Here is a 24,896-nt window from a genome sequence, read left to right on the forward strand (position 1 = left end):
GCTTTTGCTTGCGCGGCATGAGACATAACGACAGTAACCCTACAGAAAAATGGCGCACATTATAACCAAGTGTGCGCCAATACCATAGGGCGGATTTTAGTGTTTTGCTAAAGGACTGACAAAGTTTGCTGGTTTTAACGCTAAAACATCACAATCAAGCTGATCAATCAGGTGTTCGGCAGTATTGCCGATGATGGCGGCAGAAAAACCGGTGCGGCCAATGGTACCGATCACCACCATTTCGGCATCCAGTTGTTTGGCCAGTGCCGGAATTATATCTTCCGGCATTCCTTCCAGCACGTGCGTGTCCTCTTCTGCCATGTCAAACTGACTGGCAAGCTCAGCAACCGCATTTTCATGATGCCGGCGCATTGCACTGTTATATTGCTGCGGGTTAAATTCGGGAATTTCGATAGCGATATTAATCGGGGTGCCGGGAAAAGCATTGACCATATGAACTTTACCTTGCAGCACCTGCGCCATCGCTTTGGCATTGCTGATCACCCGTTGGTTCAGGGACTGGTGATGATCCTGTTCACTACCGGCATTTACGGCTGCAATAATATTGCCGTTATCAGGCCATTCATGTTCTTTTACCAGCAATACTGCGCAGGGGCATTTACGCAAAATATGCCAGTCAGTAGGGGTAAAAATCATCGATTTGAGCACGTCATGATTATGGGTGCCCTTGATGACTAAATCAAAATTGTGTTCCAGCACTTCATGAACTATCGCTTCAAATGGCCGGTTATGCCAGACCACTTTTAAATTAATATCTATACCGGTATTTCTGGCATCGTTAATCAACTCGCCAACCCACAACTCGCGGTCATGGATCACGGCCTGACGCATCGATTCCCGTTCGTCACCGGATAGCATCGTGGTCATTTCATAGGAAAAATCATATACCGATAAAAAGGCGGTAAGTTTGCACGATTGCTTTCGCGCTAACTCCAGGCCACGCTGTAAGGCTTTGTGCTGGCTATCTGACGGATCTAGAACGATTAAAATGTTGCTGAAAACACTCATAGCTCACTCCCTGCTGTATTATTTAGCTAACTGATGATAAACAGTGTAGTCAATAAAAAAGCAGCGGGGGTAGCTTCAGATTGTGCTACATCAAAAAAACTAACAATTACCGGCCAATTGTTGCATTGCCGCTGGATTTTTAATACTTATCAACTTACCTTCGACGATAATAAGCTCTTCTTTATGCAATTTACTCAGCAGGCGACTGATGGTTTCCACTGTTAACCCCAGATAATTACCGATATCACTGCGGGTCATCGATAGACGAAAGGCTTTCTCAGAAAACCCCCGGCTACCAAAGCGCTGAGCCAAATGATTTAAAAAGGTCGCCAGTTTTTGTTCTGCAGTTTTTCGGTTTAATAACAACATCATTTGCTGATCAGCCTGAATATCCTGGCTCATCAGCCGCATCAACTGCTGACGCAGTTTCGGCAGTTGATCCAGTAATACTTCCAGATTCGGGTAGGGTATTTCACACACCATGCCGGTTTCCAGGGCTTCTGCATAGCTGTTATGCGTTTCTGCATTAATGGCATCAAAACCAATAACATCGCCAGGCAGATGAAAACCGGTAATTTGTTGTTCACCTTGCTCGGTTAAGGTAAAGGTTTTGAACGACCCGGACCGGATCGCATACAAAGCTGTTAAAGGTTTATTGCTTTCAAACAACATATCGCCTTTATGCAACGGCCTTTTTCGCTGAATAATGTCATCTAAGCGGGTGAGTTCTTGTTCACTCAACGAAAAAGGTAAACATAGCTGGCTAAACCCACAATCCTGACAGTTGATAGCTGATCGTTGCATAATCTTAGTTCCTGACCGTACCTGAAATTACTTATCCAGCTTAAAAAACAAGTCTTTTTAAAGCAAGGTATATCGTATAAATACCATATAACGCTAATAGTCCGGCAGCGCTGTATCGTACCGCGGGTTTATTTTTAAAGGTAGTTAACTGGCTAGCCAAACTGCCAAAAGTCAGTAGTGCCGGCAGAGTGCCGATACCAAAACTAAGCATAATAAGCGCGCCCTGGCTGGCGTTGCCACTGGCCAGGCTCCAGCCCAATGTTGAATAAACCAGGCCGCAGGGTAACCAGCCCCAGCATAGCCCATACAGGTAAGCCTTAGGCAAACTATCAAGTGGCATGACTTTCTGACTCAGCGGTCTGACCAATGCCCATATATGTCTGCCTGCCCGCTCAAGCGCGGTAAGCGCAAACCATAATCTGGCGATGTACAGCGCCATCAATAGTAACAGTATGCCAGCGAGTAAGCGCAACCAGATAAGCGAGATACCTGCCAGGGCCATTGCCTGTGCGCCAAAATAGCCCACCAGCGCGCCCAGCAGGGTATAGGTAGTGAGGCGGCCCAGGCTGAGTAGCAGTTGCATAGCCAGTTTCCAGCTGAAACTGCGCTTGGGCAGTGCCAGTTGCAACGCCGCAACGATACCACCACACATCACAATGCAATGACTGCTGCCCAGAAAACCAATCATGATTGCCGCGACGAGCTCTGCATTCATTGGCGGTTGTGGTCCTGATCTGGTCCGGGCGATGGATCTTTGTCGGTTTTCATCGTTTTTGGCTCAGCATGCTGTTCATCAAATAAAATGCTGAACCCTTCTTTATCCAAGTCTTCAAATTGCTTACTACGTACTGCCCAGAAAAAAATGGCCAGTCCTATCATGACAAACAAGATGGCAATTGGAATTAATACGTAAATAATGCTCATTATTCAGAGACTCTTGTTTTTTAACAGCCGCAGTGAATTCGATACGACCAGCAGGGAGCTGAATGACATACCCAGCACGGCAACATAAGGAGAGACCAGGCCCGCGACCGCCAGGGGGATGATCAGCAGGTTATAGCCTACGGCCCAGCCCAGATTTTGCCGGATCACCCGGGCAGTTTGCTTACCTGCACTTAGCAGAGTGGTCAAAGCGCCTATATCCGGTTGTAACAGTAACACATCAGCCTGGTTTTTTGATAAATCTGTACCGGACTCTACCGCTACAGAAATATGGGCCGCGTTAAACCCCGGGCTGTCATTGATGCCATCGCCGACCATTAATACGGTATGGCCCTGCGTCACCAGAGCGTTAATCGCAGCCACTTTATCTGCAGGGCTGCAACCCTGCTGCATAAAATCAAGCTTAAGTTCGCCGGCAAGCTGAGCGGCCTGACCCGAACTGTCGCCGCTTAGCATACCTACCTGATACCCTTGCTGCTGCAAGCGACTGATAAGTTGTTCCGTGCCTGCGCGTAAGCTGTCAGCCAGCGTTATTGCTGCCAGCAGCTGTTGATCCAGTGTAACAAATACATTGGCCTGACCTGTCAGGGCCCGTTGTGCTGCACTTACCTGACAAAAATCCGCGCTACCCACTTTCAGTAGTTGATTTTGCCAGGTGGCGCTGATCCCCTGACCGATATTAATGTCGACATCAGCAAGTGAGAGCTTCGATTGCAGACTGCCGGTAAACGCTCTGGCAATGGGGTGTTCAGAGTGTTGCTCGAGGTTTGCGATAAGGTTTAGCAGATTGCTGTCAGTAATAGCGTCGCCGGCAGAGCAGGGTATTCTGTTTATTTGCGTGATGCTAAAGCGGCCTTCGGTTAGTGTACCGGTTTTATCGAAAATAATATGACTAAGTTCAGGCAGGGTTTCCAGCGCCTGTGCGTTTTTCACCAATATGCCGTAACGATTAAGCCGGGCCAGGGCGCAGGTTACTGCCGTCGGAGTTGCCAGACTTAACGCACAAGGACAGGTGGCGACCAGTACCGACAAGGTAACCCAGAACGCCCGGTCAGCATCCAGATAAAAATACCATAAAGCAAAGGTTGCAGCGGCAATCAGCAGCAAACGCTCGACAAAATAACGGGCCAGTTTATCAGTTTTTTCGACCAGCCGCGGCTTGGTATGTAAGGTTTGTTGTTGTAACTGAATTATCTGGCCGAGGCGAGAGTGGGCCAAAGTTGCGCTGACCGTTACGGTTAACAAACCATCGTGGTTGATGGTGCCTGCCAGCACCGGTTGGCCTGGCTGGCAGCTGATCGCGGTGTATTCACCGGTAAGCATAGACTCATCAACCGTGCTGTTGCCTGTTAAGACCACACCGTCAGCCGGCAAGGTTTCGCCAGGCTTCACCAGTATAGTGTCGCCGGATTGGAGTCGGCGGGCCGATACGACGTGCTGCTGGTCGTCTTTGAGCAAGGTTGCTGACACCGGCATTATTTTCAGCAGATTACTGGTAGCATCCCGTGCTTGCGAGCGCGCCCGGTATTCAAAAAACTTACCCATCTGTAATAAGAAGGTGAACATGCAAACCGATTCAAAATAGACCTCACCTGTTTGGGTAACGGTAGCGTACGCGGAGGCAAAAAACGTGTAGTAAATAGCCAGGCTAACCGGAACATCCATGTTAAGTTGCCGGGCTTTAATACTGCGCCAGGCACTACTAACAAATGGCAGTGCGGCATATAACACCACTGGCAGAGTAAGCAGCATACTGATCCAGCGTAGATAACCCTGATGTGATGCATCAATACCACTGTACTCCCCAAAATACAGGGCAAAAGCCAGCATCATTACTTGCATGGTCATAATGCCAGATACCGCCAAACGCTTTAAAAAACGGTTCAATTCGGCTTTAAACTGACTTTCCTGTTCATCGGCAATAAAAGGACTGGCCTGATAACCCAGCTGACTGATCAGTAATAAAATCTCACTTAATGCCAGCTGCCCGGGTTGCCAGATAAGCAGCGCCCGTTGGGTAGAGGCATTAATACTGACTTTATGGATAGCGGCCTGCTTGCTGAGGTGTTTTTCAATTAACCAGGCGCAGGCCGCGCAGCTCATGCCGCCGATAGCTAGCTCAATTTCGGTGCCCTGTTGTTGACTCTGACTAATGTCGGCCATGACCTCCGGGCTGTCGTATTGCTGTAAATTGGCAAGCAGCTCGGTAGGGACCGACTCTGCTTTTGCTGCGGCTTTGGTGCGAAACTTATAATAATCATCAAGGCCACTGGCAATAATGGTCTGTGCTACAGCCTGGCAGCCCGCACAACAGAATAGTTCTGGCTTACCGGCAATAGTTAAACGAAAGCGCTCACCAGTGATAACGGGCTCTAAACAATGAAAACAGCTAATGGTTGCCAATCCGACCTCTGCAGCGCATTTTTACTAATATCCGAGCTTGATTTCCTGCTCAGCGGGCAGCTCAAAAGTGGCTCGTAATTTCCATTCAGCACTGTTATCGCTGACGTTTAAGCGCCACTTGCCTGTTGGGGTTAGCGGTAAGGTTGCAACATAGAGCAATTCGCCACTGCGAAGCGCATCAACAGCAAAGTCCTGAGCGGCCAGAGTAGGGTGGTAAAAATCCAGATGAACACTATCCTCTAGTACAGCATTTTCGGCAAAACGCACAACAGCGCGGTTGCCGGCAATTAACACAGTGGCATTTAAATTGCGTAGTGCTGCTTCCCGGTATTTAGCTAATTGCAGATTGATACTTTTACCGGCTTGGTAATAATCATCAACAACGAGATCAGGCTGTTGTTGGTTCATCAATACCACCGCATAAATCGCCCGCAATGCGGTTACCACCGGGATGGCAATCAGGATCCAGGGCCATACTTGTTTATACCAGGGTTTAGTATCCTGTTGCATTGTTACCTCTGTCTGGATAGTACTAAGCCCCTTTACGGGGCCTAGTGAGTTTTAGCCTATTTTTATCGCTTTACCTGTTAGCTCCGGGTTAAACGAAGTTAAACCTGTGGTTTAACGTTTATCTTCCGGATTAGATAACCGATAAACGTAAGCGGTTAAAATGTGTACTTTATCTTCACCCAGTGTGTCTTTAAACGCAGGCATTACGCCGTAGCGGCCTTTGATTAATGTCTCCTCGATTGCACCAGCAGAACCACCATATAGCCAGATATTATCGGTCAGGTTGGGGGCACCGAATGGCAGATTGTGCGCCACACTGCCTTTACCGTCTGCGCCATGACAGGCGGCACACAATGCAAACTTGGTCTTGCCAGCGGCGGCATCACGCTCATTAACGGCCCGGCCAGATAAGCTCAACACATAGGCAGTCATCTCTTTAATGCCTTGTTCACCCAGGGCGGCTTCCCAACCTGGCATGGCTGCTCTGCGGCCATACAGTAATGTTTCTTTAATTTTCGCTGTACTGCCGCCGTACAACCAATCATTGTCGGTCAAATTAGGATAGCCCCGCTGGCCGCGGGCATCAGAACCATGACAAAGAGCACAATTTTGCAAAAATAGCCGCTGCCCAATTTTAAGTGCGTCCGGATCATAAGCCAGATCCAGCACGTCACGCTGGGCAAACTGTTGAAATACCGGGCCATAGGTCTCTGCCGCGACTGCATTTTCAACATCCAGTTGCACATGGCGGCCTTCGGCTTTCGCTGCAACAATTGCTGCGCGAGATTCTTCCAGGTTTTTAATGCCCTGGTTTGAACTGGTCCAGTTTAAAAAACCGGGCCAATTCCCTAAACCTGGGTAGGCTGCCAGGTAAAATACAGACCAGATTAATGTGCCATAGAACATGTAAGTCCACCATTTGGGTAGTGGATTATTTACTTCTTTCAGGCCATCTACTTCATGATCGGTGGTTTCATCTTCTGGTACGCCGACGTAGTTGGTTAAATTCCAGCGCAGTAAAATAAAGCAGCCAATCAGCACTGGTAACGTTAAAACAATGATCCAAGCACTCCAAAAGCTACTCATGATCTGACTCCCGTTTGGTTTTCTGTTCTTTTGATTCAGGTTCGTCGTCAAACACCAGGTTGGCCGCTTCGTCAAAATCTTTCTTACGTTTTTTACTGTAAGCCCAGATAACGAAAGCGACAAAGGCGACGAACAGAATCACGGTTAATACGCTATGAACTGTTGCAAATTCCATAATGGTTACTTCAACGCTGTGCCAAGTGATTGCAAGTAGGCAATCAAGGCTTCCATTTCAGTTTTACCCTTTACTGCATCAGCTGCGCCGGCAATATCTTCATCGGTATAAGGCACGCCAAATTCGCGGAAGATTTCCAGTTTACGGGTAGTGTATTTACCGTCCAGTACATTGCGGTCTAACCACGGGTAGCCTGGCATATTCGATTGTGGTACCACCGAACGGGGGTCCATTAAATGGGCGTAGTGCCAGTCATCGCTATAGCGATTACCAACCCGGGCCAAGTCTGGCCCTGTGCGTTTGGAGCCCCACAAGAAAGGGTGTTCCCACACGCTCTCGCCTGCAACCGAATAATGGCCATAACGCTCAACTTCAGCTCTGAAAGGGCGGATCATCTGGCTGTGACAATTGGTGCAGCCTTCACGGATAAAAATATCCCGGCCTTCCATTTGCAGCGCCGTGTAAGGCGTTAATCCGTCAATAGGTTGCTTAGTTTCTTCCATGAACATCAGGGGTGTTATCTGAACCAGAGTACCGAAGCTGATGGCGATAACCGTAAAAATGCCCAGTAAACCGACGCTTTTTTCTATTTTTTCGTGATGATTTTTCGACATGTCAAACCCCTTATGCCGTGGCTGGCACTGCGTGTGCCACTTCATCTTTACTACGGACGGTTTTATAAACGTTGTACGCCATAATTAACATACCAACGACCACAAAGACCCCACCAATAAAGCGCATCAAATAGAATGGCATAGACGCTTCTAAGCTTTGCACAAAGCTGTACGTCAGGGTGCCGTCGGTGTTAACCGCACGCCACATCATGCCCTGCATAATACCGGAGATCCACATTGCAACGATGTACAGTACAACGCCAATAGTGTGCAACCAGAAGTGGGTGTTAATTAGTTTGGTGCTATACATACCCACCTTGTTGTAAACAACCGGAATAAGGTGGTACATGGCGCCGATGGAGATCATCGCTACCCAGCCAAGCGCACCTGAGTGAACATGGCCGATGGTCCAGTCAGTATAGTGGGACAACGCATTAACCGATTTAATCGCCATCATCGGACCTTCAAAGGTCGACATGCCGTAAAATGACAAAGATACAATTAAAAACCGCAGGATCGGGTCGGTTTTCAGCTTATGCCAGGCACCAGATAACGTCATGATGCCGTTAATCATGCCGCCCCAGCTTGGCACAAATAACACGATAGACATCACCATACCCAAAGACTGGGTCCAGTCGGGTAAAGCTGTGTAATGCAAGTGGTGTGGACCTGCCCAGATATATAAGGCAATCAGGGCCCAGAAGTGGACAATAGATAAGCGGTAGGAGTATACCGGCCGGCCAGCTTGCTTAGGCACAAAATAATACATCATTCCCAGGAAGCCGGCCGTCAACAGGAAACCAACCGCATTATGACCATACCACCATTGCACCATTGCATCGACTGCACCGGCATAGATGGAGTAAGATTTAAACAAGTTCAGTGGTACAACCATGCTATTCACGATATGCAGTGCAGCAACAGTGATAATAAAGCCGCCGTAGAACCAGTTAGCCACGTAAATATGGCTGGTTTTACGCTTTACCAGCGTTCCAAAGAACACGATTGCAAATGATACCCAGACCAGGGTGATCAAAATATCGATAGGCCATTCCAGCTCTGCATATTCTTTACTTTGGCTCATGCCCATTGGCAGGGTTATGGCAGCGGCGACAATAACAAGTTGCCAACCCCAAAAGGTAAACATAGCCAGTTTTTCAGCAAACAGCCGGGTTTGACAGGTTCGCTGTACCACGTAATAACAGGTGGCAAATAAGGCACTGGTACCAAAGGCAAAGATAACTGCGTTGGTATGCAAAGGCCGCAAGCGACTGTATGTCAGCCACGGAATATCAAAATTTAATGCCGGCCAGTAAAGCTGGGCTGCAAGTAATACACCCACCACCATGCCAACAATACCCCATAAAACGGTAGTGATGGCAAAGAGGCGGACAACGCTATAGTTGTATTCAACATTTAACGATTTGGTCTGGATCATGTTGAGTTCCGCTGCAGTTATGCTGGTTACTAAAATCCACCTTGAGGTGGCCCTTTCTTATAAAGTGGACAACTAACATCATGTTAACTTAGCTGTTGCAGCCACTGAATTTTGGGCGAAATGATACGAGTTTTGCCTTTTAAAAGATAGGTTAACTCGCCCATTTTATGACGTAGAACAAAGTCTCTGCTTAATAAACAGCCAATTGTAGTCACTATTTAGCCCTTTTGCCGAAAAGCCGGTACAATACCGCTTTTACTTATTCCCAGTCAGCCCATGCCAAAATGGATAGCCGTTGGTTTCAGCCTGTTAATATTGTTGGCCTGTCAACCGCCTGAGGCTGACAGCAGCGTGCTGGTTTTATATCGGCAAGCTGAATTTACCGTAAACTTAAGCCCGGCAGCTGCGCCAGTAGAAACACCATTACATATTACCGTGCAAAGTGAGCAGCCCGTTGCGGCAATCAGTGCTGAGTTTACCGGAGTTAGTATGTACATGGGGCTAATCCCATTGCGTTTTCAAAAGCTTAGTACGGATGACTTAGCGGGTTCAGAGCAATGGCAAGCCGTTTTTTTGCTGGGCGCCTGTGCTGATCCTGCTATGATTTGGCAACTGAACTTGACGGTCCAGTTGGCTGATGGTCAAAAACTTTTGATAAATGAGCGATTTAATTCAAGCTGGTAAAAAGGCTGATTTAAAGCTTGTCAGTTGGCTAAAATTTGTTCAGTATGGTCCGGCGAAACAAGCAGAGGCTAACGCTAATTTCATTCAGAGGTTAACCGCAATGACCAGTGATTTTGTCCGCAATATTCATTTAGCAACCGCTCAACAGTTACGAGATCAAGGCGCTGATTTAACAGTAATTTTAGAGCACTTTGATAGCGTTTTCCTGCCGCAGGATGAGCTGCCGGAAATGCTGGACCAACTTGGCTACCCGCAACAGGATCTTAAGCAGTTTTTACACGGCCAGTGTTAAGACGCCCGGAGCGTCTGGGCCAACGATAAAACGCTGACTTGGGTAATATTAAGCCAGGCGCTTTCTACACATACAAATTCGGTAAAGCCGTGATCTGCCATATCGGGCAGGTCTCGGCTTTTTTGTTGCCACGGGTTCCAGATAACGCTGGCATCATGACCTTGTTGAACAATCTGCCGTTGTTGCGTGTCATCCGATAAGTGTAACTGCGGGCCAGTATCAAAATAAATACGGTCGGTTTCAGCGTTAAAGTGGACGATGCCGTTTTGCTGCTGGCGTCTTGCGTTGGCCACCTTATCAAAATAATCGGGGCTTAACCCTGTTACTGAGGTTTGCTGCAGGTTGTTGACGCTAAAATAGCTGTGTAGCGCGCCTTGCTGGTATAAAGGATTATCGCATACCAGTTGCATGCTCAAGTTAGTAGAAGTTAGGGTAACCAGCAGGCTAAGCGTTACCGGTTGCTGTTCGCTGGTCTCGTGCCACAAACTCGCAGGGATATCGTCAACCGTTATGGTCAGAGTGACACAGACGGAATCTTCAGTTGTCTTGCTGTGTGAGAATTGCCACATGCGGTTGCGCACCAGGCCGTGATTAGGCAATTTAAGCTGCGTAGGGTTAAGTGTTGGGTCAACAGGGCCAAACCAGGGCCAGCACACCGGCACGCCGCCCCGAATGGCTGTGCCATTATGCCACTGCGCCTTGGCTGATAACCATAATAACTCGTTACCAGCGGTGGGCTGATAAGACAATACCTGACCGCCATACAAGGATATCACTGCAGTGGCGTTAGCACATTGCAGTGTCAGGCAAGGCAAATCAGATAACTGAGCAAAACCAGTATGCTGACTGACTGAGGGTTGTATGGTCATTAAGCAGGCATCTTTACTTCATTAATTCAACGACGTTATCGAGCATCCGGTTACTAAAACCCCATTCATTGTCGTACCATGACATTACTTTTACCAACCGGCCATTTACCCGGGTTTCAGAAGCATCAAAAATAGATGACATCGGGTTGTGATTAAAATCGACCGACACCAGCGGTAAGTCGTTAACGGCCAATACCTGATTCATCGGGCTTTGAGCAGCTGCGGCACGGATAATATCATTTACTTCTGCAATGCTGGTATCCCGACCGGCAATAAAGGTTAAATCAACCAGAGATACATTAAGTGTAGGAACCCGCACGGCGAGACCGTCAAACTTGCCTTTGAGCTCGGGCACGACTAAGCCTACTGCTGCCGCAGCGCCGGTTTTGGTTGGGATCATCGACATGGCGGCTGCCCGGGCCCGGCGCACGTCGGTATGATAAACATCGCTCAGACGCTGATCATTAGTGTAAGCATGGATGGTGGTCATTAAACCTGATTCGATACCCAGCGCATCTGACAGGGGTTTAGCAATGGGCGCCAAACAATTGGTAGTGCAAGAAGCGTTAGAAATAATAGTCATTTGCGGGGTAATGATCTGATGATTCACGCCATACACCACTGTCGCATCAACGTCTTTACCCGGGGCAGAGATAATGACTTTTTTGGCACCGGCAGTTAAATGGGCGCCAGCAGTTTTGCGATCGGTAAATAAGCCGGTACACTCTAATACAACATCAACCTTTAACTCGGCCCACGGTAGGTCTGCCGGGTTACGAGTGCTTAACGTTTTGATTGGGTCGTCGTTGACGTAGATAGCCTGCTCGTCATGGGTTACCGTAGCAGCAAAAATACCGTGCGCTGTGTCATACTTCAGCAAGTGTGCATTAATAGCCGCGTCGCCCAAATCGTTAATGGCTACAATCTTAATATCGTAATTTTTGCTGCTTTCATATAAAGCACGTAACACATTGCGGCCAATGCGGCCAAAGCCATTAATTGCAACCCTAATAGACATAGCGACTCCAGTATTAAATTTGAACCAGTAAAATGAGTAAGTGCAGAGATTGAAAACGTATTCATCCAATCGTATCAATCGTCATTGTGTAGTAAAATTACATTAAAACTGGCATTTTTCAAGTTTTAAACTGCATAAAATTGGTTTTTTGTAATTTAATAACGTAAATTAATTTGGTGTTGTTTTGATCTTTAACGGTAAAATAAAGCCAACTAACTGTTTAAACAAAGGAATATAAAATGGATGCCGCGCTACTGGCCGAACTGGTTGCTTTCTCAGGAATTGAAACTGAATTTAATGACGCCTGGGGTAAGCCCACCCAGGTTGCTGTTGCCGATCAGTTAGCCTTACTCGCCGCCCAGGGTTTTAATATAGCAGATGAGGGTGCGGCCAGAGCGGAACTTATTGAACGACAGCTTGACTTCTGGCAGCAAATTCTGGCACCAGTATCGGTACAGACGCTGGGTGAGCCTGTAACATTCGAGTTGCAGGTGCCGCTGGCACTGGCCAACCATGACTTTGATTTCTTATTACACACTGAACAGGGGCAGCGTTATCAGTTCAGCACCGAGCCGGTGGCAGGTGAGCTGGTACAAGTTGCCGTAATTGAGGAAGAGGAATATCAACAGTACCAGCACCAGCTGGATTATCCTATAGAGACAGGCTATCACCGCCTGATCCTTACCTGTAAAGACACTGAGTTTAGTTTTGAGCAACGTTTAATTATCAGCCCTGGCCGTTGTTATCAGCCACAGCAATTTGCTCACCAAAAGCAATGGGGCGTTTCGGTGCAACTTTATGGTTTGCGCTCAGCCCGCAATTGGGGTGTTGGTGATTTTACGGATTTAGCTACCCTGGTGAATTACCTGGCCGGGCAGGGCGCCGATTTTGTTGGCTTAAATCCGATTCATGCGCTCTATCCGGCCATGCCCGAAAGTGCCAGCCCCTATAGCCCGTCTTCCCGGCGTTGGCTGAATATTATTTATATTGATGTTACCGCAATGCCAGGTTATCAGCATTGTAGCGCGACCCGGGATAGGGTCAGTACCGCGGCTTTTAGCGAGGCGCTAATAGCGCAACGTGCCCGAGACTGGGTTGACTACAGCGCGGTATTGCGTCTTAAACTGCCGGTAATGCAAAATTTATATCAGTGGTTTGTGCAGCAAAGCGGAAAGAAAACCGATTTAGCGAGCGAATTTGCTGAGTTTAAGCGTAGCGGCGGCGATAGCTTGCAACAACTTGCACTGTACGATGCGCTGCATGCGTTTTTAATCAAGCAGGATAGCAACTACTGGGGATGGCCTAACTGGCCTGAGCAATATCGTGATTTGCAAAGTGACGCGGTACAACAGTTTGCAGAGGAACATCAGACAGAGCTGGATTTCTATTGCTATTTACAGTTTATAGCCCAGCAGCAACTTAACACCGTGCAGCAGCAAGCAAAAAACGCAGGGATGTTATTGGGGTTATATCGTGACTTAGCCGTTGGCGTCAGTGAAGCCTCCACCGAAATCTGGAGCAATGGCGATTTATATTGCCGCAATGCCAGTGTGGGCGCCCCGCCAGATCCATTAGGTCCGGCTGGTCAGAACTGGGGGCTGCCGCCCATGCTGCCCTATCAGTTGTTCAGTCAGGCGTATCAACCCATGGTCGATTTATTCAGGAGTAACATGCAGGATGCCGGTGCACTCAGAATAGACCATGTGATGGCGCTGCTGCGGCTGTGGTGGGTGCCAAAGTCTGCAGAAAATGCGGGTGGCGGTGCCTATGTTTATTATCCGATCATGGACTTACTGGGCATTTTGGCTCTGGAGAGTCAACGTCAGCAGGCCGTGATCATAGGTGAAGACTTAGGTACAGTGCCAGAGGGGATCCGGGAATTGTTGCAAGACTATGGCATCTACTCTTATCGGGTGTTCTTTTTTGAAACAGCGGCGGATGGTGGCTATATCTCGCCGGCCCATTATCCGGAGCAGGCGATGGCAACATTAAGTACCCACGATTTACCAACCTTAATTGGCTTCTGGCATTGTGAGGATCTGAAACTGGGTCAGCAGCTGGGCCTTTATAAAGATGAGCATCAGTTACAGGGCTTGTATCAACAACGTCATGCTAATAAACAACAAATTCTCGATTCATTGCACGGTCATGGCATGCTACCGGCCGATTATCCGCGTCAGGTTGATAGCCTTGGCATGGATCGCACCCTTAATTTTGCCCTGCAGCGCCATCTGGCAGCGGGGAGCAGCCAGTTGTTATGTTTACAGTTAGAAGACTGGCTGGAAATGGAGCAACCGGTGAATGTACCGGGTACCAGTGACGAATATCCAAACTGGCGCCGTAAATTAAGCCGCGAGTTGGAGCAGTGGACGACTGAACCTCATATTCAGGAACTGCTTGCCGAGTTAAGCACCGTGCGAGCCGGTTAACCTGTGTTGCAGCGAACAATAAAAAGATAAGGACATAGACCATGACATTAGCGCAATTAAACCAGGCAACGTGTAGCCATCCTTTTTCAGTGCTGGGCTGGCAGGCAAACAGCTACAGTGCCAAAGGCACTGGCATGCTGCTGCGAACCTTTTTGCCGCATGCGCTAACGGTAGAAGCTTTTGAGTACAAGAGTGATAAAAGCCTCGGTAAACTTACCGCACATCCTGATGTTAAAGGTGTGTTTGAATTAGTACTGGCTCGCAAAAGAAAAATAGGTACGTATTATCTGCAGGTAACCGATGCGCATAGCACCTATCGTTGCGTTGATCCTTATCAGTTTCGCGAGCAAGCGTTTTATGCGGTTCATCATGTGCATAGCCAACCTGAAAACCTGTATCGCCAGCTTGGTGCCCAGATCATCAGCTTAAAACCAGATGGTAAAGCGTTAGCTGCCACCCGTTTTGCCGTGTACGCACCCAATGCCCGCAGTGTCAGTGTGGTGGGCGATATGAATGGCTGGGATGGCCGTTGTCATCCAATGGAGCGCACTGATTGCGGCCACTGGGTGTTGGTAATGCCTGAGGTCGGCAGTGGTGTACGCTATAAATATGAAATTAAAGATAAAAATGAAAATGTATTGCCTCATAAAGCTGACCCAATGGCGTTTTATGCCGAGCAATATCCATCGCACGCCTCTTTGGTATATGACCATAACCGCTATCAATGGCAAGATAAAACCTGGCGTGAGCGGCCAGCTGCTGACCCTTATCAGAGCGCTATCAGTATATATGAGCTGCATATTGGCAGTTGGCGACGCAAAGAAGATAACCAGCCGCTGAATTATCAGGAACTGGCCGAGCAGTTAATTCCCTATTTGCTGGAGATGGGTTATACCCATCTTGAATTGTTACCTGTGATGGAGCACCCGTTCGATGGTTCCTGGGGCTATCAGCCACTGGGCTTGTTTGCGCCCACCTCACGCTTTGGTACTCCTGATCAGTTTAAAGCCTTTGTTGATGCCTGCCATCAGGCCGGTATCGGTGTTATTCTGGACTGGGTGCCTGCTCATTTTCCGGAAGATGGTCATGGTTTAGCTAAGTTTGATGGCAGCCATTTATATGAATATGCCGATCCCCGCCGCGGGTGGCATCCAGACTGGAATTCCTGTATCTATGATTATGGCAAAGACTATGTCAGGCAGTTTTTAGTCGCCAGTGCACTTTATTGGCTGGAGCATTTTCATATTGATGGCATTCGGGTCGATGCAGTGGCGTCTATGTTGTATTGGGATTATTCGCGCAACGAGGGGGAATGGGTACCTAATATTGACGGTGGCAACCATAACTATGAAGCCATCAGCTTGTTTAAATGGTTAAACACTGAGGTGTACGGCAAATTTCCGCAGGCCATGACGATTGCTGAAGAGTCTACCTCTTTTCCTCAGGTATCGCGGCCGGTTGACAGCGGTGGGCTGGGTTTTGGTTTTAAATGGAATATGGGTTGGATGAATGACAGCCTGCGTTATATCAGTAAAGATCCGTCTTATCGGAAGTATCACCACAGCGACTTAACCTTTTCCATGGTGTATGCCTATAACGAAAACTTTATTTTGCCGTTATCTCACGATGAAGTGGTGCACGGCAAAGGCAGTTTAATAAACAAAATGCCAGGTGATGAGTGGCAGCAAGCGGCCAATTTACGGGCCTACATTGCCTTTATGTTTGCTCACCCAGGCAAAAAACTGAATTTTATGGGTAATGAATTGGCGCAAAGCCGGGAGTGGAGCCATAACCAAAGCCTGGACTGGCATTTGCTTGCCTATCCTAAGCACAAAGGGGTACAGCAGCTTTACCGTGACCTTAACCACAGTTACCAGCGTTGCAAACCGTTACACGAGCTGGACTACCAGCAACACGGCTTCAGCTGGCTCGAACATAACGATTCAGAGCACAGCACCTTAAGCTTTGTCCGCCGGGATAACGCTGGCAACGCAATTTATGTAGTCGCCAATTTTACCCCAATACCACGCGATAATTTTATGTTGGGTGTAGAGCAGGCCGGTGATTATGAGGTTATGCTCAATACTGACAGTGAGTATTACTGGGGCGGTAATTACGCAGTGGGCAGTCATTTGCCTGCGGCAGCACCAGGGTGCCACGGTAAGGCTCAGGCCATCCGGTTAAACCTGCCACCTTTAGCCTGCTTATATTTACGAAAAAAGGATGACGCGTAATGAGTGCCAAGCTGGAAAATACCGCCTTGTCAGCGCAAATTAGCCATGGCAACAGTTACCCTTTGGGTCCAAGCCTGGTGGCCGACAATTGTTGGAATTTCGCGGTATTTGCCCCTGATGCTGCTGCGCTGGTGCTATGCCTTTATCGACCTGATACTGAAGAGCAATTGGCAGAGCTGGTGTTTACCGGCCGTACCGGCAGTGTCTGGCATGTGCAGGTAAGTGGGATTGTTGACGGTACCTTGTATGCGTTAAAAGCCGACGGCACCTTTAACAGCAGTGCTGGCTTGCGCTTTGATAAAGAGCGCGTGCTGATTGATCCCTATAGCCGAAAGCTTAATCGCCCTCAGGTTTGGCAAGCAGAGCAATATTTACAAAAAAGCCATCTGGCGTTAGCCAAAGGGGTGCTGGACGTTGCTGCCTACAGCCGGCAAGACACCGGCTTTGACTGGCAAGGTAGCTGCAAACCCAATATTGCCCGCGAGAAAACGGTTATTTACGAGGCGCACGTCAAGGGCCTGACTATGCAACATCCCGATGTGCCCGATGCCATCAAGGGTACTTATCTTGGGGTGTGTCATGCCAGTATCATCCGTCATTTAAAGCAGCTTGGTATTACCAGCGTCCAACTGTTGCCTGTGGCCGCTTTTATGGCAGAACCCAGGTTAACCGGCCTTGGCCTGACCAATTACTGGGGCTATAACCCGGTTAATTTTTTTGCGCCGGATCCACGTTATCAGCGGGAGGATGCGGTTGCGGAATTTAAAGAAATGGTGCGAACCCTGCATCAGCATGGTTTGGAAGTTATCCTTGATGTGGTGTTTAACCATAGCGCCGAGGCGGGCGATGACGGTCCGGTACTGAGTTTTCGTGGCCTGGCCGATCGCCATTATTATTTGTTTCACAGCCACGCTGATCTGGTAGATTATCAAAACTATTGTAACTTTACCGGCTGCGGTAATACCTTCAATATTGCCAACCCGGCCACTCAGCGGCTGGTAATGGATGCCCTGCGTTATTGGTTAACCGAGATGCAGGTTGATGGTTTTCGCTTTGATTTAGCGGTCACGCTGGGTCGCGAACATAAACGTTTTAATCCTTATGCCAGCTTTTTTCAGATCGTTGCGCAAGACCCGGTATTATCTCAGGCAAAACTGATTGCCGAGCCATGGGATGTCGGGCCTTTTGGCTATCATCTGGGCCAGTTCCCAGCCAATTGGTCAGAACTAAATGACAAGTGCCGTGATACCTTTAGGGCGTTCTGGCGCGGCGATAAAGGGGTCTTAGCAGAATTCGCTACCCGGCTGCTGGGATCACGCGATATTTTTCAGAAGCATCATAAACCCGCCAGTTGCAGTGTAAATTACCTGACTTACCATGATGGTTTTACCCTGGATGATCTGGTGAGTTACAGCGATAAGCATAACTGGCAAAATGGTGAGCAAAACCGCGATGGACATAGCCATAATTTAAGTTGTAATCATGGCATAGAGGGCGCCACGACCAATCCGGTTATTCTGGCCCGACGTTATCAGCACAAACGCAATCTGGCCGCGACTCTGTTACTCAGTCAGGGGATGATCCACTGGTTAGGTGGCGATGAGCTTAGCCATACTCAGGGGGGGAATAATAACGCCTATTGTCAGGATAATCCGATAAGCTGGCTGAGCTGGCAGCTGAATGGCCAGCAACAAAAATTTCAGGATTTTATCTGCCAGCTACTGCAACTACGTCGAAAATTCAGTTGCTTACAGCAGTTATCATTGCAAGATGATCAATACCAATTGCATGGTGATAAACACCAGGTATGCTGGTTTTTAGCTGATGGCACTGAAAAGCAACAGCACGACTGGCATGATCCGCTGCGAGCTGTCTGTATTTTCCGGATTAGTAATCGTCGAACTGGCGAAGCACTATTATTTGTGTTTAATGGTGCTGAGCAGTCAATTGAGTTGACGTTGCCGACAGAAAAAGCGGAAGGCGGCTGGCAACGGGTGTTTGATACTGCTCATAACGATGGACTTAAGGACAGTAATACCGCTTTACATCGTGACTATTTGCAAAGTGCACATAGTATATCGGTGTGGCAATAGGTTTATCAGCGCTTATACCGTATAATGCGCGCCATTTTCCGAGCCTGTTGTTGGCTTAGCAACATTACGTAAAGGATCGTCAGATGACAGATACAGCGCCACTTTGTGATATCGGTTTTGTCGGAGCCGGGGTGATGGGTAAAAACCTGATTTTAAACCTTGCTGATAATGGCTATCGGGTAGCCGCCTTCGATTTAGATCATCAGAAACTGGAAGCGGTTCTGGCACAAGATAAAGCAGAGCGTGGCGATAAGCCAGCCCGCGTTATCGGTTGCAGCTCATATACCGAATTATTATCACGTTTATCCGCACCACACTTAATTGTACTGTCAGTTCCTGCCGGTAAGCCGGTCGATGATATTTGTCACAAGTTAATTGATGCCGGTATTCAGGCAGACGATATTATTGTTGATACCGGCAACAGTCTTTGGACCGATACGGTTGCCCGTGAAAAACAGTATGAAGGCAAATTTATTTTCTTCTCTACTGCAGTCTCGGGCGGGGAAGTCGGTGCCCGTTTTGGCCCTTCCTTAATGCCAAGTGGCGACCCATATGCCTGGACCCGGATTAAGCCTTTGTGGCAGGCTATCGCCGCCAAAGTAGACCCTGAGACCGGTAAGCCGATAGAGCGTTTTGAGCCTGGCAACCCGGTTACTGAAGGTGAGCCTTGTGCGACCTATATCGGCCCCAGTGGGTCGGGCCATTATGTCAAAATGGTGCATAACGGTATAGAGTACGCCGATATGCAGTTAATTTGTGAAGCGTATCAGGTTATGCGTGATGTCCTCGGCATGACATCCGCTGCCATTGCTGAGGTTTTCAAACAATGGAATGAAGGCCCCCTGAACAGCTATTTAATTGGCATTAGTGCCGAAGTGCTTGCTACCAAAGACTCAGAAACCGGTTTGCCGCTGGTTGATGTGATTATGGATAAAGCCGGCCAGAAAGGCACCGGTCTGTGGACTGCGGTTAGCAGCCTGCAACTGGGTAGCCCTTCGCCCACTATTGCTGAAGCCGTTTACGCCCGTTCGTTGTCGGCGCTGAAACATGAGCGGGTTAAAGCCGCTACTGTGCTGGCGGGGCCAGCTCAGAACCTCATCTCTGCAGAGCAAAAAGACGAGATAATTCAGGCACTGCAGGATGCGCTGTACTGCGCCAAAATTTGTGTGTACGCGCAGGGTTTTCATTTAATGAAAACGGCGGCAGACGAGCACGGCTGGCAACTAAACTTTGCAGAAATCGCTAAAATATGGCGTGCCGGTTGTATTATCCGGGCGGTATTTTTGCAATCGATTACCGACGCTTACGAGCGCAATGACGAGTTGGAGAACCTGCTGCTTGACCCGTTTTTTGCCAAACAAATATCGGTTTATCAGCAAAATTGGCGCAAAGCAGTGGCCAATGCCACCCTGGCCGGTATTCCGGTCGCTGCATTAAGTTCGGCACTGAGTTATTACGATTCATACCGAACTGCGGTATTACCAGCAAACTTGCTGCAAGGCCAACGTGATTATTTTGGTGCTCATACTTTCGAGCGCACCGATAAAGCCAAAGGTAAAATGTTCCATGTAGACTGGAGTAACCCGACACGGCCAATGGTGAAAATAAAATGACGATAACTCATAATATCGAGAAAATAGGTACGCCGGGTACAGCGAGTAGCACCAAGGTGTTGTTGTTAGGTGCCGGTGAGCTTGGCAAAGAACTGTGTATTGAGCTTAAACGCTACGGCTGTGAAGTCATCGCGGTAGACCGTTATCCGAATGCACCGGCAATGCAGGTCGCGGATAAAGCGGTAGTCATGTCGATGCTGGATAACGCAGCACTGCGCCAGTTGGTGATCAGTGAAAAGCCGGCACTGATAGTGCCTGAATTGGAAGCCATTGCCACCTCGGTGTTAATTGAACTGGAAGATTGCGGCTTTAATGTGGTACCCAGCGCTAAAGCGGTTAATCTGACCATGAACCGGGAAGGGATCCGCCGTCTGGCTGCAGAAGAGTTAAAGCTGGCAACTTCGCCATTTCAGTTTGCCAGTGATAAAGACAGCTTTATTGAGGCAATTGCCGCTATTGGTTACCCCTGTGTGGTTAAACCGATTATGTCGTCCAGCGGCAAAGGCCAGAGTGTAGTTCGCAGCGAGTCGGATATCGATGCGGCCTGGCTGTATGCTCAGGAAGGTGGCCGGGCGGGCAAAGGCAGAGTAATTGTTGAAGGCTTTATCGACTTTGATTATGAAATTACCTTGCTAACCATTAATTCGCTGACCGGGATTCAATACTGCGATCCTATTGGCCATCGTCAGGAAAAAGGTGATTACCGGGAGAGCTGGCAGCCACAAGCGATGAGCGACAGTGCGCTGACTGAGGCCAAACGCTACGCGAAAGCTGTGGTAGAGGCACTTGGCGGCCGTGGTTTATTTGGGGTAGAGCTGTTTATTAAAGGCGATACGGTGTATTTCTCTGAAGTGTCCCCCCGGCCACACGATACCGGAATGGTCACCCTGATTTCCCAGCAGCTGAGCGAGTTTGCATTACACGCGAGGGCTATTCTGGGTTTGCCTATTCCTGTTATTAAACAATACGGTCCAGCGGCATCTGCGGTACTGTTAGTTCCCGGCAACAGTGCGGATATTCAGTACCAGGGCTTAGCGAAAGCGTTAAGTGAGCCAGATACAGAGCTGCGTATTTTTGGCAAGCCGGAAGTGCAGGGTGAGCGGCGGATGGGCGTAGCCTTAGCGCTTAGCGATACCGTAGAAGCGGCTACCGACAAAGCGTTAAAGGTTATCAGTCAGCTGAGTGTTACGCTGAAATAAGCCCTGATGCTAAAGCCGCAACTAAAAAAACCACCTGCAGGTGGTTTTTTTATTCAGTCATCTTTATCTGCTACAGTGAGTGCAATTACGTTGCAGCATAACGACTAAAAACAGGCCTTTATGAATAGCACGATACCGTTGGCACCAAAGCGGGAAATATTTGGCTGGTCGATGTTCGATTTTGCCAATCAGGCGTATACCTTGCTGATCATTACCGTGATTTTTGGTGATCTATTCACCCGGGTCATCGTTGCGGATGCACCGGATTACCGGCTAGGCAACTTACTGTGGAGTATCTCGCTGGCGGTCAGTTATTTATTGGTGGTGGTGGCAAACCCGCTATGTGGCGCCATGATGGACTACTCGGTCAGCAGAAAGCGCTACTTATTTTTTAGCTATCTGCTTACCGTGTCAGCGACGGCCTTATTATATTTTGTCGAACCAGGCTGGTTTTGGCCGGCAATGCTGCTGATCATTGTTTCAAATTTTGCTTACGCTATTGGTGAGGGCTTTATTGCCAGCTTTTTAACCGATTTAGGCCCGCGTAAAGCGCTAGGCTGGATATCTGGCCTTGGTTGGAGCCTGGGGTATATTGGCGGTCTTATTGCCACCGCTTTTGCACTGTTATTTTTAGGCGAGGTATCGGCAGATAACTACCAGACCATTCGCTGGGTAGGGCCTTTTGCGGCAGGCTTCTTTTTACTGGCGGCCATTCCAACTTTTGTCTGGTTGCGCGAACGGGGCGTCAAGCGTCAGTTGCCTGCGGGTCAAAGTCTGCTGAGGATGGCGATTAACCGACTCACGGTTACCTCTCAGGCGCTGCATCAATTTCAGGATTTACGTACCTTATTGGTCTCAATTTTTTTCGCGATGGCGGGCGTATATATCATTATCGCGTTTTCATTTATTTATGGTGCCCAGGTTATTGGCTGGGATGAGCAGGTGCGGGTGCTGATGTTTGTTACCGTGCAAATCACCGCGGCGTTGGGTGCGCTTGGTTTTGGCTTTCTACAAAGCCGCATAGGCGCAAAAGTTACTTACATAATGACGCTTAGCTTGTGGTTGCTAGCCATTCTGGCTATCTGGCAAACCCCATATATAACCGAGCTGTGCCGGCAGTGGTTTGGGGTTAATTGGCAGGCACAATATGTGTTTTTAGTCGCCGGCGTATTGGCGGGCGTTAGTTTAGGTTCTTCGCAGTCGGCAGCACGGGCACTGGTGGGAGTGTTTACGCCACTGGCTAAATCGGCGGAGTTTTTCGGGTTTTGGGGTATGGCAACCAAGCTGGCAGCAGTATTTGGTATGTTGGGTTTAGGACTGATGCAATGGGCTTTTGGTCTGGCCGATGCCATTGTTTTCTGTTTATTGCTGTTTGTCCTGGCAATCGTCGCAGTCTTACCGGTGCAGGAAGCACGCGGCAGTACCGTGGCCGATAGCTGGCAGGATAAGCGTTAATCCAGCAAGTGCAGTGGTTTGTCGGTAAACAGCCAGTCGACGCCACGGGCGGCTTCGCGATTCATGATATCGGGCAGGTTAATCTGGCCTGTGCCCACTTGTTTTCCAGCTAGCTGCAGTCGGCGGATCGTGGCATTGCCAATCAGCGCAAAAGAGCCCGCCACCGCGCCATGCCCCAGCGCCTGGTTCTGGCGCAGAATGTCACTGACATTAGTAAGGGCCACATCTACTAACGCGGCTGGTGGCAGCTGTCGAAACCCTTCCAGGTGATCCGGTTCAAGGCTCAATAGGTGATAATCCTCGGCAGGTTCAAGCGCTGTTAATAACCTGGTTAGCTGAGGCTGCAATGGTTTGTAATCACGCCAGGATACTTTTAGCTCGATCATCAGGTGTAGTTGCTTGCCATATTGCTCAATCACTTCCTGTAAGTGCGGTATTTGCGGCAGTTCGCGGCGCAGTGTGGCAAAAGTAGTGTTAGCAATCTGTAAATCAGGCCGCTGAAATAGCCGGCCACAAGCCGGATCATGATGCACCACCGGCTCGCCATCCTGAGTCAGCCGCACATCCAGTTCAATGCCCCAGATGTTGTGCTGAAGGCAGCGGTCAAAGGCTGCCAGGGTATTTTCTGGTGCCAGGCTGTTAATGCCCGCAATATAAGCACCACGATGCGCCACCAGCTTTAAACGGCCAGGGTCAGCCGTTATCCGGCAAGCCGGGCTCAGCCGCCATAGCTGGTTGGCCAGAGTATTCAAATGTTCAGTCCAGTCGGGCACTGCATTTCGCCATTACTTAGAAACAAGTTGTTCACTTTACGAATAAAATCCACTAGCATCAAGCGCGTTGTAATTAGCAGATGATAACGGGATGTCCGGCCATGAACAATAAACAACAACGGCTTAAAGCTATTGAGAAAGAGTTAATCATCGCCGGTATTCTTGATGTTCCGGGGACCTTGCTGTTTGCTGCAGGGCTATACGCCACCTTTACGCCAGAAGGCGAGGCGTTTTTACCGGTATTAAATAACCCAACAGTGGTAACCAGCTGTCTGGTATTCGGTGGTGGCATGATGCTATGGGGCGGGTATAAGTTGTTTACGCTACTACGCGAAAAAGCACAATTATTGAAAATGCCGGGCTAGCGGAATATAGCGCAGTTTTTTAAGGATCTATTTTGAAATTTTTTACACTTCTGTTGGTGACACTCTCTTTCAGTGTTTTCGCCTTACCTACTCAGTTTATTAAGGTTAATGAATTTGAGCTGGAGTATGAAATTGCCGGTAGTGGTAAGCACGTCGTATTGCTTGAAGCCGGTGGCAGATCGGCGATGACAGATTGGGATCCGGTTTTTAGCCAGATAACAGAGAAGGCAACAGTTATTCGCTACTCCCGGGTTGGTAATGGCAATTCAACCCAGATTAAACGCCATTTTACCTCGCGCGATTATGCAGACCATGCCAGTGAGTTGCTGAAAAAATTAAATATCGCAGAGCCGGTTATTCTGGTCGCGCATTCCTATGGTGGCAGTGTGGCACGGGACTTTGCCGCTGCTTACCCTGAAAAAGTGAAAGCCTTACTTTTATTGGACCCGTCTTCTGAGCATGATGTTGATATATTGCGAGCTGTTAATTTAGAGCAGGGCAACCTCGAAATAGCCCAGATTAAATTGGACGATATGAAAGACGGTATGTCAAACCAGTATCTGGATTTTTGGAGTAAAAGGCCTTTGCCAGATTATCCCCAGATTAAAGCAATGCCAACTACAGTCATTGTTTCAGTGAAAAAGGTAGAAAACCCAACCAACTTATTTTTTACTGATCAAGGCCGCAAGCTTTGGGGTGAGCATTGGCACAGCTGGGCTGCAGCTTTTCCACAAGGGCGGGCTGTGTTAACTGAGCAAAGCGGCCACTATGTCCAGTTTGATGAGCCGCAATTGGTTGTGCAAGAGTTAACACGATTGGTTGAGCAATTGGATTAACCGCTAACGAATTAAATCAAAAAATGATTTCTGAA

General features: G+C 48.5%; 23 protein-coding genes. 10 read left to right on the top strand and 13 right to left on the bottom strand.

Annotated features, from left to right (window positions below):
- Window positions 1-96: 96 nt before the first annotated feature.
- The 10 genes from uspE to ccoN form a co-directional block, all read right to left on the bottom strand.
- Window positions 97-1,029 (bottom strand): universal stress protein UspE, encoded by a 933-nt coding sequence (uspE, locus tag ABY802_RS04395; RefSeq protein WP_372625797.1) that lies wholly within the window; start codon window positions 1,027-1,029, stop codon window positions 97-99.
- Window positions 1,030-1,128: 99 nt separating this feature from the next.
- A complete protein-coding gene (gene fnr / locus ABY802_RS04400; protein WP_372625798.1) occupies window positions 1,129-1,833 on the bottom strand; it encodes a fumarate/nitrate reduction transcriptional regulator Fnr in 705 nt (234 codons plus the stop codon).
- Between the two features lie 40 nt (window positions 1,834-1,873).
- Window positions 1,874-2,548, bottom strand: a complete 675-nt coding sequence (locus ABY802_RS04405) for a sulfite exporter TauE/SafE family protein (protein WP_372625799.1) — start codon at window positions 2,546-2,548, stop codon at window positions 1,874-1,876.
- Window positions 2,545-2,757: a cbb3-type cytochrome oxidase assembly protein CcoS gene (gene ccoS, locus ABY802_RS04410; protein WP_372625800.1), complete on the bottom strand. Its 213-nt coding sequence runs from the start codon at window positions 2,755-2,757 to the stop codon at window positions 2,545-2,547. The genes ABY802_RS04405 and ccoS overlap by 4 nt, the downstream gene beginning before the upstream one ends.
- Window positions 2,758-2,760: 3 nt before the next feature.
- Window positions 2,761-5,178 (bottom strand): heavy metal translocating P-type ATPase, encoded by a 2,418-nt coding sequence (locus tag ABY802_RS04415; RefSeq protein ID WP_372625801.1) that lies wholly within the window; start codon window positions 5,176-5,178, stop codon window positions 2,761-2,763.
- A gap of 24 nt (window positions 5,179-5,202) precedes the next feature.
- Complete coding sequence (locus ABY802_RS04420; protein WP_372625802.1) at window positions 5,203-5,688, bottom strand: FixH family protein; 486 nt, start codon at window positions 5,686-5,688, stop codon at window positions 5,203-5,205.
- Window positions 5,689-5,799: 111 nt separating this feature from the next.
- Complete coding sequence (gene ccoP, locus ABY802_RS04425) at window positions 5,800-6,774, bottom strand: cytochrome-c oxidase, cbb3-type subunit III (RefSeq protein ID WP_372625804.1); 975 nt, start codon at window positions 6,772-6,774, stop codon at window positions 5,800-5,802.
- Window positions 6,767-6,949 carry a cbb3-type cytochrome oxidase subunit 3 gene (locus tag ABY802_RS04430; RefSeq protein WP_372625805.1) on the bottom strand — a complete coding sequence of 61 codons (183 nt, stop codon included), beginning with the start codon at window positions 6,947-6,949 and terminating at the stop codon, window positions 6,767-6,769. The genes ccoP and ABY802_RS04430 overlap by 8 nt, the downstream gene beginning before the upstream one ends.
- Before the next feature lie 5 nt (window positions 6,950-6,954).
- Window positions 6,955-7,563 (bottom strand): cytochrome-c oxidase, cbb3-type subunit II, encoded by a 609-nt coding sequence (ccoO, locus tag ABY802_RS04435; protein ID WP_372625806.1) that lies wholly within the window; start codon window positions 7,561-7,563, stop codon window positions 6,955-6,957.
- Window positions 7,564-7,573: 10 nt separating this feature from the next.
- On the bottom strand, window positions 7,574-9,001 hold the full coding sequence (ccoN, locus tag ABY802_RS04440; protein WP_290609769.1) for a cytochrome-c oxidase, cbb3-type subunit I: 1,428 nt from the start codon (window positions 8,999-9,001) through the stop codon (window positions 7,574-7,576).
- A 276-nt stretch (window positions 9,002-9,277) separates the two neighbouring features.
- Here ccoN and ABY802_RS04445 point away from each other — a divergent pair, with 276 nt between their 5' ends.
- Together ABY802_RS04445 and ABY802_RS04450 are read left to right on the top strand one after the other, a co-directional pair.
- Window positions 9,278-9,685 carry a hypothetical protein gene (locus ABY802_RS04445; RefSeq protein ID WP_372625807.1) on the top strand — a complete coding sequence of 136 codons (408 nt, stop codon included), beginning with the start codon at window positions 9,278-9,280 and terminating at the stop codon, window positions 9,683-9,685.
- Window positions 9,660-9,977 carry a hypothetical protein gene (locus ABY802_RS04450; protein ID WP_372625808.1) on the top strand — a complete coding sequence of 106 codons (318 nt, stop codon included), beginning with the start codon at window positions 9,660-9,662 and terminating at the stop codon, window positions 9,975-9,977. The genes ABY802_RS04445 and ABY802_RS04450 overlap by 26 nt, the downstream gene beginning before the upstream one ends.
- On the opposite strand, the gene ABY802_RS04455 is transcribed toward ABY802_RS04450, so the two are convergent.
- Together ABY802_RS04455 and gap are read right to left on the bottom strand one after the other, a co-directional pair.
- Window positions 9,974-10,846, bottom strand: coding sequence for a D-hexose-6-phosphate mutarotase (locus ABY802_RS04455; protein WP_372625809.1), 873 nt, complete (start codon window positions 10,844-10,846; stop codon window positions 9,974-9,976). The two genes, ABY802_RS04450 and ABY802_RS04455, sit on opposite strands and share 4 nt — an antisense overlap.
- 13 nt (window positions 10,847-10,859) lie before the next feature.
- Entirely contained in the window at window positions 10,860-11,864 is a 1,005-nt protein-coding gene (gene gap / locus ABY802_RS04460; protein WP_372625811.1) for a type I glyceraldehyde-3-phosphate dehydrogenase, read from the bottom strand.
- 239 nt (window positions 11,865-12,103) lie between these two features.
- On the opposite strand from gap, the gene malQ reads away from it, so the two are divergent.
- The 6 genes from malQ to ABY802_RS04490 all read left to right on the top strand — a co-directional run bounded on the left by malQ (window position 12,104) and on the right by ABY802_RS04490 (window position 22,887).
- Entirely contained in the window at window positions 12,104-14,293 is a 2,190-nt protein-coding gene (malQ, locus tag ABY802_RS04465; protein ID WP_372625813.1) for a 4-alpha-glucanotransferase, read from the top strand.
- Window positions 14,294-14,334: 41 nt separating this feature from the next.
- A complete protein-coding gene (glgB, locus tag ABY802_RS04470; protein WP_372625814.1) occupies window positions 14,335-16,527 on the top strand; it encodes a 1,4-alpha-glucan branching protein GlgB in 2,193 nt (730 codons plus the stop codon).
- Entirely contained in the window at window positions 16,527-18,620 is a 2,094-nt protein-coding gene (gene glgX, locus ABY802_RS04475) for a glycogen debranching protein GlgX (protein ID WP_372625815.1), read from the top strand. Before glgB ends, glgX begins: the two co-directional genes overlap by 1 nt.
- An 83-nt stretch (window positions 18,621-18,703) precedes the next feature.
- On the top strand, window positions 18,704-20,233 hold the full coding sequence (gene gndA, locus ABY802_RS04480; RefSeq protein ID WP_372625816.1) for an NADP-dependent phosphogluconate dehydrogenase: 1,530 nt from the start codon (window positions 18,704-18,706) through the stop codon (window positions 20,231-20,233).
- Entirely contained in the window at window positions 20,230-21,432 is a 1,203-nt protein-coding gene (gene purT / locus ABY802_RS04485; protein ID WP_372625817.1) for a formate-dependent phosphoribosylglycinamide formyltransferase, read from the top strand. The genes gndA and purT overlap by 4 nt, the downstream gene beginning before the upstream one ends.
- Before the next feature lie 120 nt (window positions 21,433-21,552).
- On the top strand, window positions 21,553-22,887 hold the full coding sequence (locus ABY802_RS04490; RefSeq protein WP_372625819.1) for an MFS transporter: 1,335 nt from the start codon (window positions 21,553-21,555) through the stop codon (window positions 22,885-22,887).
- On the opposite strand, the gene ABY802_RS04495 is transcribed toward ABY802_RS04490, so the two are convergent.
- Window positions 22,884-23,660, bottom strand: a complete 777-nt coding sequence (locus tag ABY802_RS04495) for a glycerophosphodiester phosphodiesterase (protein WP_372625820.1) — start codon at window positions 23,658-23,660, stop codon at window positions 22,884-22,886. The two genes, ABY802_RS04490 and ABY802_RS04495, sit on opposite strands and share 4 nt — an antisense overlap.
- 101 nt (window positions 23,661-23,761) lie before the next feature.
- Here ABY802_RS04495 and ABY802_RS04500 point away from each other — a divergent pair, with 101 nt between their 5' ends.
- Window positions 23,762-24,025, top strand: coding sequence for a hypothetical protein (locus ABY802_RS04500; protein ID WP_217669373.1), 264 nt, complete (start codon window positions 23,762-23,764; stop codon window positions 24,023-24,025).
- Window positions 24,026-24,057: 32 nt separating this feature from the next.
- Window positions 24,058-24,861, top strand: coding sequence for an alpha/beta fold hydrolase (locus ABY802_RS04505; protein WP_372625821.1), 804 nt, complete (start codon window positions 24,058-24,060; stop codon window positions 24,859-24,861).
- The last annotated feature ends 35 nt before the right edge of the window (window positions 24,862-24,896 follow it).

The organism is Arsukibacterium sp., from assembly GCF_041616895.1.
Classification (GTDB): Bacteria; Pseudomonadota; Gammaproteobacteria; order Enterobacterales; family Alteromonadaceae; genus Alishewanella.

Bases quoted from the DNA above. Each gene is read 5' to 3' on its own strand.
- uspE (WP_372625797.1), bottom strand. From the start codon at position 1,029: ATGAGTGTTTTCAGCAACATTTTAATCGTTCTAGATCCGTCAGATAGC.
- fnr (WP_372625798.1), bottom strand. From the start codon at position 1,833: ATGCAACGATCAGCTATCAACTGTCAGGATTGTGGGTTTAGCCAGCTA.
- ABY802_RS04405 (WP_372625799.1), bottom strand. From the start codon at position 2,548: ATGAATGCAGAGCTCGTCGCGGCAATCATGATTGGTTTTCTGGGCAGC.
- ccoS (WP_372625800.1), bottom strand. From the start codon at position 2,757: ATGAGCATTATTTACGTATTAATTCCAATTGCCATCTTGTTTGTCATG.
- ABY802_RS04420 (WP_372625802.1), bottom strand. From the start codon at position 5,688: ATGCAACAGGATACTAAACCCTGGTATAAACAAGTATGGCCCTGGATC.
- ccoP (WP_372625804.1), bottom strand. From the start codon at position 6,774: ATGAGTAGCTTTTGGAGTGCTTGGATCATTGTTTTAACGTTACCAGTG.
- ABY802_RS04430 (WP_372625805.1), bottom strand. From the start codon at position 6,949: ATGGAATTTGCAACAGTTCATAGCGTATTAACCGTGATTCTGTTCGTC.
- ccoO (WP_372625806.1), bottom strand. From the start codon at position 7,563: ATGTCGAAAAATCATCACGAAAAAATAGAAAAAAGCGTCGGTTTACTG.
- ccoN (WP_290609769.1), bottom strand. From the start codon at position 9,001: ATGATCCAGACCAAATCGTTAAATGTTGAATACAACTATAGCGTTGTC.
- ABY802_RS04445 (WP_372625807.1), top strand. From the start codon at position 9,278: ATGCCAAAATGGATAGCCGTTGGTTTCAGCCTGTTAATATTGTTGGCC.
- ABY802_RS04450 (WP_372625808.1), top strand. From the start codon at position 9,660: ATGAGCGATTTAATTCAAGCTGGTAAAAAGGCTGATTTAAAGCTTGTC.
- ABY802_RS04455 (WP_372625809.1), bottom strand. From the start codon at position 10,846: ATGACCATACAACCCTCAGTCAGTCAGCATACTGGTTTTGCTCAGTTA.
- gap (WP_372625811.1), bottom strand. From the start codon at position 11,864: ATGTCTATTAGGGTTGCAATTAATGGCTTTGGCCGCATTGGCCGCAAT.
- malQ (WP_372625813.1), top strand. From the start codon at position 12,104: ATGGATGCCGCGCTACTGGCCGAACTGGTTGCTTTCTCAGGAATTGAA.
- glgB (WP_372625814.1), top strand. From the start codon at position 14,335: ATGACATTAGCGCAATTAAACCAGGCAACGTGTAGCCATCCTTTTTCA.
- glgX (WP_372625815.1), top strand. From the start codon at position 16,527: ATGAGTGCCAAGCTGGAAAATACCGCCTTGTCAGCGCAAATTAGCCAT.
- gndA (WP_372625816.1), top strand. From the start codon at position 18,704: ATGACAGATACAGCGCCACTTTGTGATATCGGTTTTGTCGGAGCCGGG.
- purT (WP_372625817.1), top strand. From the start codon at position 20,230: ATGACGATAACTCATAATATCGAGAAAATAGGTACGCCGGGTACAGCG.
- ABY802_RS04490 (WP_372625819.1), top strand. From the start codon at position 21,553: ATGAATAGCACGATACCGTTGGCACCAAAGCGGGAAATATTTGGCTGG.
- ABY802_RS04500 (WP_217669373.1), top strand. From the start codon at position 23,762: ATGAACAATAAACAACAACGGCTTAAAGCTATTGAGAAAGAGTTAATC.